General features: G+C 69.5%; 12 protein-coding genes. All 12 read right to left on the bottom strand.

The genetic code is table 11. The annotated features are described in order from the left end of the window. Positions 1–104 precede the first annotated feature (104 nt). Positions 105–1,553, bottom strand: a complete 1,449-nt coding sequence (gene pyk / locus KE274_RS12380; protein WP_211544165.1) for a pyruvate kinase — start codon at positions 1,551–1,553, stop codon at positions 105–107. A 59-nt stretch (positions 1,554–1,612) separates the two neighbouring features. Further along, positions 1,613–3,079 carry a glutamate synthase subunit beta gene (locus KE274_RS12375; RefSeq protein ID WP_211544164.1) on the bottom strand — a complete coding sequence of 489 codons (1,467 nt, stop codon included), beginning with the start codon at positions 3,077–3,079 and terminating at the stop codon, positions 1,613–1,615. Beyond that, positions 3,072–7,595, bottom strand: coding sequence for a glutamate synthase large subunit (gene gltB / locus KE274_RS12370; RefSeq protein ID WP_211544951.1), 4,524 nt, complete (start codon positions 7,593–7,595; stop codon positions 3,072–3,074). The genes KE274_RS12375 and gltB overlap by 8 nt, the downstream gene beginning before the upstream one ends. Before the next feature lie 144 nt (positions 7,596–7,739). Further along, entirely contained in the window at positions 7,740–8,765 is a 1,026-nt protein-coding gene (gene lgt / locus KE274_RS12365; RefSeq protein WP_211544163.1) for a prolipoprotein diacylglyceryl transferase, read from the bottom strand. A 10-nt stretch (positions 8,766–8,775) separates the two neighbouring features. Next, entirely contained in the window at positions 8,776–9,579 is an 804-nt protein-coding gene (trpA, locus tag KE274_RS12360; protein WP_211544162.1) for a tryptophan synthase subunit alpha, read from the bottom strand. Next, a complete protein-coding gene (trpB, locus tag KE274_RS12355; RefSeq protein ID WP_211544161.1) occupies positions 9,576–10,844 on the bottom strand; it encodes a tryptophan synthase subunit beta in 1,269 nt (422 codons plus the stop codon). The genes trpA and trpB overlap by 4 nt, the downstream gene beginning before the upstream one ends. Continuing rightward, positions 10,841–11,617, bottom strand: coding sequence for an indole-3-glycerol phosphate synthase TrpC (gene trpC / locus KE274_RS12350; protein WP_211544160.1), 777 nt, complete (start codon positions 11,615–11,617; stop codon positions 10,841–10,843). The genes trpB and trpC overlap by 4 nt, the downstream gene beginning before the upstream one ends. Then, positions 11,617–11,847 carry an HGxxPAAW family protein gene (locus KE274_RS12345; RefSeq protein WP_136032424.1) on the bottom strand — a complete coding sequence of 77 codons (231 nt, stop codon included), beginning with the start codon at positions 11,845–11,847 and terminating at the stop codon, positions 11,617–11,619. The genes trpC and KE274_RS12345 overlap by 1 nt, the downstream gene beginning before the upstream one ends. 44 nt (positions 11,848–11,891) lie before the next feature. Further along, positions 11,892–12,482 carry a Trp biosynthesis-associated membrane protein gene (locus KE274_RS12340; RefSeq protein WP_211544158.1) on the bottom strand — a complete coding sequence of 197 codons (591 nt, stop codon included), beginning with the start codon at positions 12,480–12,482 and terminating at the stop codon, positions 11,892–11,894. Further along, entirely contained in the window at positions 12,479–12,865 is a 387-nt protein-coding gene (hisI, locus tag KE274_RS12335) for a phosphoribosyl-AMP cyclohydrolase (RefSeq protein WP_211544156.1), read from the bottom strand. Before hisI ends, KE274_RS12340 begins: the two co-directional genes overlap by 4 nt. Beyond that, positions 12,862–13,623, bottom strand: coding sequence for an imidazole glycerol phosphate synthase subunit HisF (gene hisF / locus KE274_RS12330; RefSeq protein ID WP_211544154.1), 762 nt, complete (start codon positions 13,621–13,623; stop codon positions 12,862–12,864). The genes hisI and hisF overlap by 4 nt, the downstream gene beginning before the upstream one ends. After that, positions 13,623–14,462, bottom strand: coding sequence for an ATP phosphoribosyltransferase (gene hisG / locus KE274_RS12325; protein ID WP_211544152.1), 840 nt, complete (start codon positions 14,460–14,462; stop codon positions 13,623–13,625). The genes hisF and hisG overlap by 1 nt, the downstream gene beginning before the upstream one ends. Positions 14,463–14,470: the final 8 nt, after the last annotated feature.

Raw genomic sequence — 14,470 nt, 5'->3', positions numbered from 1 at the left:
GTCACGCTATCCCGCCTATCGGTGGGCCCCCAGAGGCTTGACGCGGCACCGGAACATGCAGAAGGGGCGAGGCCGCAGCCCCGCCCCTTCCGACAGCTCGTGCGTCAGACGCCCGCCTTGTAGATCGGCGCGGCACCACGCATGGCGTCGCCGACCTTGTGCACACGGAGGTCGTTCGTCGAGCCCACGATCCCGGGAGGGGAACCGGAGATCACAACGACCTTGTCGCCCTCGACCGCCAGCCCGTTCTCCAACAGATACTCGTCGACCTGGTGGTACATCAGGTCGGTGTGCTGCACCATGTCGACCAGCGTGGAGCGCAGACCCCACGTGAGCGCCATGCGGCGCCGGATGGCCGGTTCGGGCGTGAACGCCAGCATCGGGATGCGAGAACGCAGACGCGACAGACGACGCGCAGAATCACCCGACTGGGTGAACACGCACAGGAACTTCGCGTCGACGAACTCGGCGACCTCGAGAGCCGCCAGCGTGATCGCGCCACCCTGAGTGCGAGGCTTCGTGGTGAGCGGCAGGATGCGCTCCAGACCGTGCTCCTCGGTGGACTCGATGATGCGTGCCATGGTCTCGACCACGACCACCGGGTAGTCGCCCACGCTGGTCTCGCCCGAGAGCATGACCGCGTCGGCACCGTCGAGCACCGCGTTCGCGACGTCGGAGGTCTCGGCGCGCGTCGGCACCGGGCTGTTGATCATCGACTCGAGCATCTGCGTGGCCACGATCACGGGCTTCGCGTTGCGGCGGGCCAGCTCGACGGCGCGCTTCTGCACGATCGGCACGGCCTCCAGCGGCAGTTCGACGCCCAGGTCGCCGCGGGCGACCATGATGCCGTCGAACGCGTCGACGATCTCCTCGAGCGCGTCGACCGCCTGCGGCTTCTCGATCTTGGCGATCACGGGGACGCGCACGCCCTCCTCCGCCATGATCTCGTGCACGCGCGTCACGTCGGCCGCGTTGCGCACGAACGACAGTGCGATCAGGTCGGCACCCGTGCGCAGGCCCCACCGCAGGTCGTCCTCGTCCTTCTCGCTTAGCGCCGGAACGTTGACGGCGACACCGGGCAGGTTGATGCCCTTGTTGTTGGAGACGGCACCGGCGACCACCACGCGCGTGGTGACCGTGACGCCATCGGTCTCGACGACCTCGACGCGCACCTTGCCGTCGTCGATCAGCAGGAAGTCGCCCGGCTTCACGTCGTGGGGCAGGCCCTTGAACGTGGTGCCGCAGATCTCCTTGTTGCCGATGATGTCCTCGGTGGTGATCTTGAAGATGTCGCCCTTGGCGAGCTCGTACGGCCCGTCCTCGAAACGCCCGAGGCGGATCTTCGGCCCCTGCAGGTCGACCAGGATCGCCACGGCACGACCGGAGTCCTCCGCCGCACGACGCACGTTCGCGTAGTTGTTCTCGTGCACGGAGTAGTCGCCGTGGCTGAGGTTCAGTCGGGCCACGTCCACACCCGCGTCGATCAGTGCACGCACCGTCTCATACGTGGAAGTGGCGGGGCCCAGGGTGGCGACGATTTTCGCGCGTCTCAAAGAACTCTCCAGGGTAGAAATCGGGGGATGGAAGAACAGGCGACGGTGCCCGCCCCAGCCTACGCGGGCTGGAGTCCGATCGCGACATCGCTCGGGCGCACCGGCTCCGGCAGCACCGTGGTGCCCATGAGGTACCGGTCGACGTTCGCGGCGGCCGCACGGCCCTCCGCGATCGCCCACACGATGAGCGACTGCCCGCGCCCGGCGTCACCGGCCACGAACACACCGGGAACCGAGGACTCGTAGGTCGCGTCACGGTGGAACGAGCCGCGCTCGGTCACCTGCGGACGCGTGTCCTCGGTGTACCCGTCCTGCTCGGGCCCCGTGAAGCCCATCGCGATCAGCACCAGGTCGGCCGGGATCTCACGCTCAGTGCCGCTCTTGGGAACACGGCGCCCGTCGATGTACTCGGTCTCGGCCACGCGGAGCGCGCGCACCTCCCCGACCTCGTTCGACAAGAACTCCACCGTCGAGGCGAGGAACACCCGCTCCCCGCCCTCCTCGTGCGCAGACTGCACCTCGAACACGGTCGGCATCATCGGCCACGGCTGGTGGTCGGGACGCGTCGCGCTGGGCTGCTTGCCGATCGCCAGGTTGGTGACGCTCAGGGCGCCCTGCCGGTGTGCGGTGCCGATGCAGTCGGCACCCGTGTCGCCACCGCCGATCACGATCACGTGCTTGCCCTCGGCCGAGATCTGACCGGGGACAGCGTCGCCCGCCACCGCGTGGTTGGACTCGACCAGGTACTCCATCGCGAAGTGCACGCCGTCGAGGTCGCGCCCAGGGATCGGGAGGTCGCGCGGCACCGTGGCGCCCGTCGCGATCACGACCGCGTCGTAGCGCGCACGCAGGTCGGCCCAGGAGATGTCCTTGCCGATCTCGACGCCGGCACGGAACCGCGTGCCCTCCTCCTGCATCTGGCGCAGGCGCGTCTCGAGCTGGGTCTTCTCCATCTTGAAGTCGGGGATCCCGTAGCGCAGCAGGCCGCCGATGCGGTCGTCACGCTCGAACACCGCAACCGTGTGTCCGGCGCGCGTCAGCTGCTGCGCGGCCGCGAGACCTGCGGGGCCGGAGCCCACCACGGCCACGGTCTTGCCGGTGAGGCGCTGCGGCGGCTCCGGCTCGACCCAGCCCTTCGCGAAGGCCTCGTCGATGATCGTGACCTCGATCTGCTTGATCGTCACCGCCGGCTGGTTGATCCCCAGCACGCACGAGCTCTCGCACGGCGCGGGGCACAGCCGACCCGTGAACTCCGGGAAGTTGTTCGTCGCGTGCAGACGCTCGATCGCGGCACGACCCTCGCCGCGCCAGGTGAGATCGTTCCACTCGGGGATGAGGTTCCCGAGCGGGCAGCCGGAGTGGCAGAACGGCACGCCACAGTCCATGCAGCGACTCGCCTGGCGGCGCAGGACCGCCTTGTCGCCCGGCTCGTAGACCTCTTTCCAGTCCATGATGCGCACGGGCACCGGTCGGCGAGCGGGAAGCTCCCGCTCGGTCACCTTCAGAAAGCCTTTGGGGTCAGCCACCGGTCACCTCCAGGATGCGGTTCCACACGATGTCGCCGTCGGGGTCGATCCCCTCGGCCAGCGCCTCCTCGCGCATGCTCCGCACGGCAGCGAAGTCACGAGGAAGCACCTTCACGAACTCCGCCGCACTCGCGTCGAAGTCCTCCAGCAGCTCGGCCGCACGCGGCGAGGCGGTGCGCTCGACGTGCTCGACGAGCAGTCCGCGCAGAACCTCCAGGTCGGCGCGGTCCAGCGGCTCGAGCCGCAGCTCCCCGCTGCCGAGCGACTGCGCGTTGACCTTCGCCGTGTCCAGGGCGTGCACGTACGCCACTCCCCCGGACATGCCGGCGCCGAAGTTGCGGCCGGTCGACCCGAGGATCACCGCGAGTCCGCCCGTCATGTACTCGAGTGCGTGGTCGCCCACACCCTCGACGACCGCGGTCGCCCCGGAGTTGCGCACCAGGAACCGCTCGCCGACGACACCCGAGATGAACATCGTGCCCGAGGTCGCACCGTAACCGATCACGTTGCCCGCGATCACGTTCTCGTGCGGCGCGATCGAGGAGCCACGCGGCGGACGGATCGTGATGTCGCCGCCCGAGAGACCCTTGCCGACGTAGTCGTTTGCGTCGCCCTCGAGTCGCAGGATGATGCCCGGCGGCAGGAACGCGCCGAGCGACTGCCCCGCGGTGCCGACGAGCGTGACGTCGATCGTCTCCTTCGGCAGCCCGGTCGCACCGTGACGCGAGGTCACCTGGTGGCCGAGCATCGTGCCGACGGCGCGCTCGGTGTTCGCGATCGGCAGCTCCACGACGACCGGTTCGCCGTTGAGCAGCGCGCTCTTGGCGATGTCGATGAGCTGCACGTCGAAGTGCTTGTCGAGCTCATGATCCTGCGCGCGACCGCTCCGACGCGGCTCACCGGCCGGGAACGCCGGGCCTTCCAGCACCGGGCTCAGGTCGAGGCCCTCGGCCTTCCAGTGCTCGATGGCCGCGTTCGTCTCCAGCAGCTCGGTGCGTCCGACGATCTCGTCGATCGAGCGGTAACCCAGCTCGGCGAGGAGTTCGCGCACCTCCTCGGCGATGAACTCCATGAAGTTCACGACGAACTCGGGCTTGCCGGTAAACCGGTCCCGCAGCACCGGGTTCTGGGTCGCCACCCCGACCGGGCAGGTGTCCAGATGGCAGACCCGCATCATGATGCAGCCGCTGACCACGAGGGGCGCGGTCGCGAAACCGAACTCCTCCGCGCCCAGCAGCGCGCCAATCACGACGTCGCGTCCGGTCTTGAGCTGGCCGTCGACCTGCACCACCACGCGGTCGCGCATGCCGTTGAGCATGAGCGTCTGCTGCGTCTCCGCGAGCCCGAGCTCCCACGGGGTACCCGCGTGCTTGAGCGAGTTCAAGGGGCTCGCGCCCGTGCCACCGTCGTGGCCGGACACCAGGATCACGTCGCTGAGCGCCTTCGCCACGCCCGCCGACACCGCACCGATCCCGGACTGGCTCACGAGCTTGGTATGGATGCGCGCCTCGGGGTTCGCCCGCTTCAGGTCGAAGATCAGCTGCTTCAGGTCTTCGATCGAGTAGATGTCGTGGTGCGGCGGCGGGGAGATGAGCCCGACGCCCGCGGTCGCGTGCCGCGTACGGGCGACCCACGGGTACACCTTCGCCGGCGGAAGCTGACCGCCCTCGCCGGGCTTCGCACCCTGGGCGAGCTTGATCTGGATGTCGTCCGCTTCGGTGAGATACAGGCTCGTGACACCGAAGCGGCCCGAGGCCACCTGCTTGATCGCGCTGCGCCGCTCGGGATCGACCAACCGGTCGGGATCCTCGCCGCCCTCACCGGTGTTCGACTTGCCGCCGATCCGGTTCATGGCGATCGCGAGCGTCTCGTGCGCCTCCTTCGAGATGGAGCCGTAGCTCATCGCCCCCGTGGAGAAGCGCTTCACGATCGCGGACACCGGCTCGACCTCGTCCAGCGGCACCGGCTTGCGGGTGCCGGTACGCAGCGTGAACAGACCGCGAAGGGTCTTCAGATCCGCCGCCTGCTCGTCCACCAGCTTCGTGTACTCGCGGAAGATGTCGTACCGCCGCGTCCGCGTGGAGTGCTGCAGCTTGAACACCGTCTCCGGGTTGAACAGGTGCGGGGAACCGTCGCGGCGCCACTGGTACTCGCCGCCGGTCCACAGCCGTTCGTGCGCGCGGGCCGCCGCATCCTCGGGGTAGGCGTAGTCGTGCCGTGCCTGGTTCTCGGCGAAGATCTCCTCGATCCCGATGCCGCCGAGCTTCGACTCCGTGCGGGTGAAGTACGCGTCGATGAACTCCTGGCTGAGGCCCACCGCCTCGAACACCTGAGCCCCCGCGTACGACGACACCGTGGAGATGCCCATCTTCGACATGATCTTCAGCACGCCCTTGCCGAGCGCGTAGATCAGGTTCTTGACGGCCTTCTCCGGCGTGATGCCGGTGATGTAGCCGGTACGCACGAGGTGCTCGACCGTCTCCATCGCGAGATAGGGGTTGATCGCCGATGCGCCGTAGCCGATCAGCGTGGCGACGTGGTGCACCTCGCGCACGTCTCCGGCCTCGACGATCAGGCCCACCTTCATGCGGTTCTCGCGCCGGATGAGGTGGTGGTGGATCGCCGACACCATGAGGAGCGACGGGATCGGGGTGAGGTCCTTGTTCGAATCGCGGTCGGACAGGATCAGGAACTCCGCGCCGTCCGCGATCGCCTGGTCGACCTCGGCGCACATCTCCGTCAGGCGCTCGGCGAGCGACTGAGGGCCCGAGTCGAAGTGGTAGAGGCCGCGGATGGTCGCGCTCGACCGACCCGGAAGCGCCTTGTCGATGTGGCGGATCTTCGCCAGCTCGTCGTTGTCGATCACGGGGAAGTCGAGCGACACCGTGCGGGTGTGCTCCGGACCCCAGCTCAGCAGGTTCGACTCGGGGCCGAGGCCGAGCTTGAGGCTGGTGACGACCTCCTCGCGGATCGAGTCCAGCGGCGGGTTCGTGACCTGAGCGAACTGCTGCGTGAAGTAGTCGAACAGCAGCCTCGGACGCTTGCTGAGCACCGCGATCGGAGTGTCCGACCCCATCGCGCCCAGCGGCTCCACGCCCGTCTGGCCCATCGGCGTCAGGAGGATGCGCACCTCCTCCTCCGTGTACCCGAACGTCCGCTGGCGCCGCGTGATCGACGCCGGCGGGTGCACGATGTGCTCACGCTCCGGCAGATCGGCCAGGCGGACGGCACCGGCGTCGAGCCACTCCTGCCAGGGGTGCAGCGTCGCCAGCTCGTGCTTGATCTCGCGGTCCTCCACGATGCGGCGCTGCGCGGTGTCGACCAGGAACATCTTGCCGGGCTGCAGACGGCCGCGGCGCTTGATGCGCTCGGGCTCGAAGTGCAGCACGCCGGTCTCCGAGCCGATCACGACCAGGCCGTCGGTGGTCTCCGTCCAGCGTCCAGGACGCAGGCCGTTGCGGTCGAGCGTCGCGCCGACCAGGGTGCCGTCGGTGAAGATGAGAGCGGCCGGACCGTCCCACGGCTCCATCTGGTTGGAGTGGTACTCGTAGAACGCGCGCAGCTCCGGCGAGATGTCGGCCTGCTTCTCGTACGCTTCCGGCACCATCATCATGATCGCGTGCGGCAGGCTGCGACCCGTGAGCGTGAGCAGCTCGAGCACCTCGTCGAAGGACGCCGAGTCGCTCGCACCATCGGTGCAGATCGGCAACAGCGGCGAGATGTCGCCGAGGAGCTCGGACTCGAGCTGCGACTGGCGGGCGCGCATCCAGTTCCGGTTGCCACCGACCGTGTTGATCTCGCCGTTGTGGGCCAGCATCCGCAGCGGCTGGGCGAGCGGCCACGACGGGAACGTGTTGGTCGAGTACCGCGAGTGCACCACCGCGAGCTCGGAGGCGAACCGCTCGTCCTGCAGGTCGGGGTAGAACGGCTCCAGCTGCAGCGTGGTGACCATGCCCTTGTAGCCGAGCGTGCGGCTCGACAGCGACACGAAGTACGCGCCGAGTTCGTGACCGGCACGCTTGCGCAGGCGATACGCCACCCGGTCGAGGGCGATACCCGTGAGCGGGGCGTCGGTGTGGGTCGCTCCGCCGGCGCTCACGAAGAGCTGCTCGAACGCGGGGCGGGCCTCGTCGGCGAGCTTGCCGAGGTTCTCGTTCGCGGTCGGCACCTCACGCCAGCCGAGCACGCGAAGGCCCTCGGAGCGGGCGATCTGCTCGATGCCGGCCTTCTGCTGGCGGCGCTCGCTCGAATCGCGAGGAAGGAAGGCCAGACCGGCGGCGTACTCCCCCACGGGCGGCAGTTCGAAGCCGGTGACCGCGCGGAGGAAGGCGTCCGGCATCTGCGTGAGGATGCCGGCTCCGTCACCCGTGCCCGCATCGGACCCGATGGCCCCGCGGTGCTCCAGGTTGCGCAGGGCCTCGAGGGCCAGCGCGATGATGTCGTGCCCGGCCTCGCCGCGCAGCGTCGCGACCATGGCCAGGCCGCAGGCGTCCTTCTCGAACACCGGGTTGTACATGCCCTGCTTCGGGGGGTATGCGCCGGAGGCGCCGTAAGGGGGCTGGAAGTACACCAGTTACCGTCCTCAGATCTTCAGTGAAACCCGGGGACGTCATCGGCCCGCTCGTTCAGTGCAATGGTTCTCCCGCCGCGGGGCGCGGCGTTATCGGGAGCCGCCCTCGCTCGTGGGAGCAGTGCTTGTGGCGGTGGCTCCTGCGGTGACCTCGTCGGACGGAGGCTCGCTCACGTCTACGAAATCAGAGGGATTGTCTTGCGATTGTACATCAGCGTCCAGGTCCTTCCGGCTGCGGCCCGGCTGGTAGGGCGAAGGCTCGAGACCGGGGTGACGGCGCGTCTGCACGACCAGGATCACGAGACCCACGACGACACCGATGATCGCGGCCCAGACGTTGCTGCGCAGACCGAGGATGATCTCGCTCGGATCGATGCGGATCGACTCCCATACGATGCGGCCGGCGCTGTACCAGATCAGGTAGATCGCGAACAGCCGGCCCCACTGGAAGAACAGCTTGCGGCCGAGCCACAGCAGCACCAGCACGCCGAGACCGTTCCAGATGACCTCGTACAGGAAGGTCGGGTGGAACAGCGTGCCCTCCGGGAGACCGGGAGGGAAGGCGGAGTTGGTGGACTCGATCTCCAGCCCCCACGGCAGGTCGGTGGGGAGACCGAACAGCTCGTGGTTGAACCAGTTGCCGAAACGACCCATCGCCTGGGCCAGCAGCAGGCCGGGAGCCAGGGCATCTGCGAACGTCCAGAAGCGGATCCCGGTCCAGCGGCAGCCGAGGTACGCGCCGACAGCGCCGCCGATCAGCGCACCGAAGATCGCGATGCCGCCCTCCCAGATCGCCCACACGGAGCCCGGCTCGAACGGGTTCCAGGTGTTCTTGCCCTCGCCGAAGTAGAAGTTCGGGTGCGTCAGCACGTGGAAGATACGCGCGCCGATGATCGCCAGCGGCACCGCGAGGATCGAGATGTCGATCACGACCCACGGCTCCGCACCCCGCTTGGTGAGGCGGTGGTTGGTCAGCAGCACCGCGACGATGATGCCGGCGATGATGCAGAGCGCGTAGAAGTGAATCCGCACCGGGCCGAGGTCGATGTAGGCGACGGGCGGACTCGGGATGCTGGCGAGCACGCCGGTGAAGCTGCTGGAGAGCGCGAGGGACATGAGTGCGATTCTAGTTCTCGGGGGCGGAGCGCACCGACGACGTGCCGGTGGCGAGGTTTCGGGCGACCTCAGCGAGGGCGGGTACGCCGCCATCGCGGAGGGCACGGACGAGGGCGGTGCCCACGATGGCGCCGTCGGCGTACTCGGACACCCCGGCGATCTGCTCGGCCGTGGAGATGCCGATGCCGACGCACGCACGGCGGGCGCCATGCGCGCGCAGGCGACCGACGAGCGTCCGGGCGGCGCGGTCGAGTTCGGCCCGCTCCCCCGTGATGCCCATCGTGGAGACCGTGTACACGAAGCCGGTCGACGATTTCACGACCAGATCGAGACGCTCGTCCGACGAGGTCGGCGCGGCGAGGAACACCCGGTCGAGTCCGGTGCGCTCACTCGCCGCGATCCACTCGGCCGCGGCGTCCGGAGTGATGTCCGGCGTGATCAGGCCGGCGCCGCCCGCCGCGAGCAGGTCGTCGGCGTAGCGATCGACGCCGTACTGCAGCACCGGGTTCCAGTAGGTCATGACCAGAACGGGCACATCGGTCGCGGCGGTGATCGCGCGGATGGCGGTGAAGAGGTCCTTCATGCGGAAGCCCGCGGCGAGGGCCGCCGTCGTGGCCTCCTGGATGATCGCGCCGTCCATGACGGGGTCGCTGTAGGGCGGGCCGAGCTCGATGATGTCGACGCCGTTCTCCGCCAGGGCGATCGCGGCCTGGATGCTCGTGTCGAGATCGGGGAAGCCGACCGGGAGGTAGCCGACGAAGGCGCTGCGCCCCGCGTCGTGTGCGCGCTGGATGGCCTGTTCGACGCGGCTCACAGCTGCGGCTCTCCCTTCGAGGCCGCTTCCTCGGCGGCACCCTCCTCGGACACGTCGTGCGCGAGCGCCGCCTCGTCGTAGAGCTCGAAGTAGCGCGCGGCCGTGTCCATGTCCTTGTCGCCGCGTCCGGACAGGCAGATCGCCAGGACCGCGTCGGGGCCGAGCTCGCGGCCGATGCGCAGCGCACCGGCGAGAGCATGGGCCGACTCGATGGCCGGGATGATGCCCTCGGTGCGGCTCAGCAGACGCAGCGCCTGCATCGCCTCGTCGTCCGTGGCGGGGATGTACTCCGCGCGACCGATGTCTGCCAGCCAGGAGTGCTCCGGGCCGACCCCGGGGTAGTCGAGCCCGGCGGAGATCGAGTGGGACTCGACGGTCTGACCGTCTTCGTCCTGGAGCACGTAGGTCTTCGCCCCGTGCAGCACACCGGGACGACCGCGCTCGATCGAGGCGGCGTGCCGCGGCGTGTCGACGCCGTCGCCGGCCGCCTCCACGCCGTACAGGCGCACACCCTCGTCGTCGAGGAACGCGTCGAACATGCCGATCGCGTTCGAGCCGCCGCCGACGCACGCGAACACCGCGTCGGGCAACCGGCCGACCTCGTCGAGCAGCTGCGCGCGCGCCTCCTCGCCGATGATCTTCTGGAAGTCCCGCACCATCGCCGGGAAGGGGTGCGGGCCCGCGGCGGTGCCGAAGATGTAGTTGGTGGTCTCGACCGATGCGACCCAATCGCGGTAGGCGTCGTTGATCGCGTCCTTCAGCGTGCGCGAACCCGACGTGACCGGCACGACCTCGGCACCCAGCAGCCGCATGCGGGCCACGTTCAGCGCCTGCCTCTCGGTGTCGACCTCACCCATGTAGATCGTGCAGTCCAGGCCGAACAGCGCCGCGGCGGTGGCCGTGGCGACGCCGTGCTGACCCGCACCCGTCTCGGCGATCACGCGCGTCTTCCCCAGGCGCTTCGTGAGCAGCGCCTGCCCGAGCACGTTGTTGATCTTGTGCGAGCCCGTGTGGTTGAGGTCTTCCCGCTTGAGGAACACCCGCGCTCCCCCGGCGTGCTCGGCGAACCGGGGCACCTCGGTCAGCGCAGACGGTCGCCCGGCGTAGGTGCTCAGCAGGCGGGCGAGCTCCCCACGGAAGGCCGGATCGGCGATCGCCTCCTCATACGCGACGGTCAGCTCGTCGATGGCGGCGATCAGCGACTCCGGCATGAACCGGCCGCCGAAGTCGCCGAAGTACGGGCCGTGCTGGTCGCGCAGGCTCACGTCGCCTCCAGGAAACTCGTCAGGGTGGCGACCGGGTCTCCGGTCACCAGGGCCTCGCCGATCAGCACCACGTCGGCACCGGCCGAACGGTAGTGCGCGACGTCGGCCGGGGTGAGCACCGCGGACTCCGCGATCTTGATCGCCGTGTCCGGGATGCGCTCGACCAGGCGGCCGAAGAGGTCGCGGTCGAGCTCGAGGGTCTTCAGGTCGCGCGCGTTGACGCCGATCAGTGCGGCGCCGAGCTCGATCGCCACCTCGAGTTCCTCCGCCGAATGGGTCTCCACGAGCGGCGTCATGCCGAGCTCGAGGATGAACGCATACAGGTCGCGCAGCACCTCCGGGTCGAGCCCTGCGACGATCAGCAGCACCAGATCGGCACCGGCCGCCCGCGCCTCCAGCACTTGGTATCGCGTGGCGATGAAGTCCTTACGAAGCACAGGGAGCGACACCCGCGCGGTCACGGCCTCGAGGTCGGCGAGGCTGCCACCGAATCGGCGCTCCTCGGTCAGGACGCTGATGGCCGAAGCACCGCCCTGCTCGTACAGCGACGCCTGATGAGCCGGGTCCGGGATCTCGGCGAGGGCCCCGCGGGACGGGCTCGCCCGCTTCACCTCGGCGATGATTTTCACCCGATCGGCGGGCGCGAGGAACGCCAGTGCATCCTTCGCCGCGGGACGCGCGAGAGCGTCGCGCTCGACGACCTCGATGGGCCGGGAGAGGGCGCGACGCTCGGCGTCTGCGACAGCGCCGGCCGTCAGGTCGGCGAGAACCACTAGTGCGCCTTCGGGGAGTACTTGGGGCCCTTCACGCCGTAGCCCGCCTTCGCGAGCGCCCAACCCACGATCGCCCCGATCGGGATCAGCGCGGCGGAGATCCAGACCAGGGTCGGCTGCTCGAAGCAGAACGCGACGGTCGCGGCGGTGAAGCCGACGAGCATGATCACGACGGCGGTCCAGGCCGCAGGCGAGTGTCCGTGGCCAGGGTCGGCGATCGGGTTGGTCATGTTTCCTCCGGGGACGACGTGCGGATGTGTTCAGTCTATCGGGGTCAGCGCGTGGGATCCGTCCCGCGGGACAGGTCGTCCCACGAGTCGACCGCGTCGACCGGACCCTCGTGGGTCGCGGCATGGGTGGTCTCGGTGCGATACCGACGGCCGCCCGTCTTCCACTGACGCCAGGTCACCAGCACCATCACGGCCGCGAACAGCAGGATCACCCAGCCGGCCAGCGCGACCCAGGGCCACGCGGAGGGCACGATGTGCGCCGCCACCTCGTGCACGGCGGTGTCGCCCGCGAGGCCGGTGGTCTCCGTCACGGTCGCGGCGACCGCGTCGAACGGCTCGGCGATCAGCAGCTGCACCGTCGACCAGCCGAGGAACACGGCCGCGACCGCCGCGAGCACCCCGAACACCAGGCGCACCGTGCGACCCGCGATGGACAGCGCGGCCCCGAGCGCGAGCACGGCGAGGCTCAGCGGCGCGAGCAGCACCATCGCCGAGGCACCGGGGACGAGGATCGCCTCACCCGCGTCAGCGCGCTCGACCGTGAACCAGGTCTGCGTCGAGGAGATGATGCCGAGCGCACCCGCGAGCAGGAATCCGGACACCGCGAGCGAGCGCCCGCGCCGGGCGATGCTCACGACGACGCCGATCCGTCGACCGCACCCAGATCGGTGGTGTCGAAGCACGTGCGCGTCCCGGTGTGGCACGCCGGCCCGGTCTGGTCGACCAGGAGCAGGATCGCATCGCCGTCGCAGTCCAGCCGCGCCTCGCGCACGACCTGGATGTGGCCCGACGTGTCTCCCTTGCGCCAGTACTCCTGACGCGACCGCGACCAGTAGGTGGCGCGACCGGAGGTGAGCGTGCGGCGCAGCGCCTCGGCATCCACCCACGCCAGCATCAGCACCTCGCGGGTGTCCCACTGCTGCACGATCACGGGAGCCAGGCCGTCGGCCGTGAACGCCACCTGCGCGATGCGCGCCTCGACCTCGGGGTCGCGCTCGCCCTGCTGCACCTCGGTCATCGGACCAGCACCCCCTCCGCGCGCAGCGCGTCCTTCACGTCGCCGACCGTGAGCGCCCCCGTGTGGAACACGCTCGCCGCGAGCACCGCATCGGCGCCCGCCTTGATGGCCGGCGCGAAATCCGTCGCGCGTCCGGCGCCGCCCGAGGCGATCACCGGCACCGGTGCCGCCTCACGCATCAGACGCACCAACTCCAGATCGAAGCCGTCGCGGGTGCCGTCCGCGTCGATCGAGTTCACCAGCAGTTCGCCCGCGCCACGCTCGGCGGCCTCTCGGGCCCAGTCGACCGCGTCCAGCGTGGTCTGCGTGCGCCCGCCGTGGGTCGTGACGACGAAACCGGAGCGCGTCGTGTCAGCACGCTTGACATCCAGCGACAGCACAAGCACCTGCGCCCCGAAGCGGTCGGCGATCTCACCGATCAGCTCCGGTCGCGCGATCGCTGCCGAGTTCACGCCCACCTTGTCGGCGCCCACGGACAGCAACCGGGCCACGTCGTCGACGCTGCGCACTCCCCCGCCGACCGTCAGCGGCACGAACACCTGCTCGGCCGTGCGCTGCACCACGTCGTAGGTCGTCGCCCGGGCATCGACCGTCGCCGTCACATCGAGGAACGTGATCTCGTCGGCACCCTGCGCCGCGTAGTGCCGCGCGAGCTCGACGGGGTCGCCCATGTCGCGCAGATTCTCGAAGTTGACGCCCTTCACGACGCGGCCGTCGGCCACGTCGAGGCACGGGATGACCCTGCTCGCGAGCGTCATCAGAGCCTCGCCGCGTGGATCGCGGTGACGAGGATCGCCCGCGCCCCCAGGGCGTAGAGATCGTCCATCACCTGGTTCACCCGGCGGCGCGGGATCATCACGCGCACGGCCACCCAGGCGGGATCGCGCAGCGGGGAGATCGTCGCGGACTCTCGCCCCGGCGCGATCGCGACCGCCTGGTCCACCAGCTCGGTCGGGAGGTCGTAGTCGAGGAGCACGTAGCGGCGCGCCACCATCACGCCACGCAGCCGACGCAGCAGCGTGTCGACGCCCTCCGCGTCGCCCGGACGACTGATCAGTACTGCCTCGGACTCCAGGATCACCGGCCCGAAGATCTCCAGGCCCGCCTGACGCAGCGTGGTGCCGGTCGAGACCACGTCGGCCACGGCGTCCGCGACACCGAGCCGCACCGCCGACTCCACGGCACCGTCGAGCTGGACGAGCTCGGCATTCACCCCGTGCTCGCGCAGGAACGACCCGACCAGGCCCGGATACGCGGAGGCGACGCGTACGCCATCAAGATCCTCGATGGCGGAAAAGCGACCGGGAGGGCCTGCGAAGCGGAACGTGGACGCGCCGAAGCCGAGCTGCTCGATCTCACGCGCCGGCTGCTGCACGTCGAGCAGCAGGTCGCGTCCGGTGATGCCCACGTCGAGCGCGCCGGAGGCGACGTACGTCGCGATGTCGCGCGGACGCAGGAAGAAGAACTCGACATCGTTCTCGGTGTCGACGACGTGCAGGGTCTTGGGGTCGCGGCGGCCGGCGTAGCCCGCCTCCGCGAGCATCTCGGCGGCGGTCTCGGACAGCGAGCCCTTGTTGGGAACGGCGATGCGCAGCATGAAACGGC

Source organism: Microbacterium paraoxydans, from assembly GCF_018224615.1.
Classification (GTDB): Bacteria; Actinomycetota; Actinomycetes; order Actinomycetales; family Microbacteriaceae; genus Microbacterium; species Microbacterium paraoxydans_B.
Note: the sequence above shows the minus strand (reverse complement) of the source record. Positions and strands in the feature narration are given on the sequence as shown.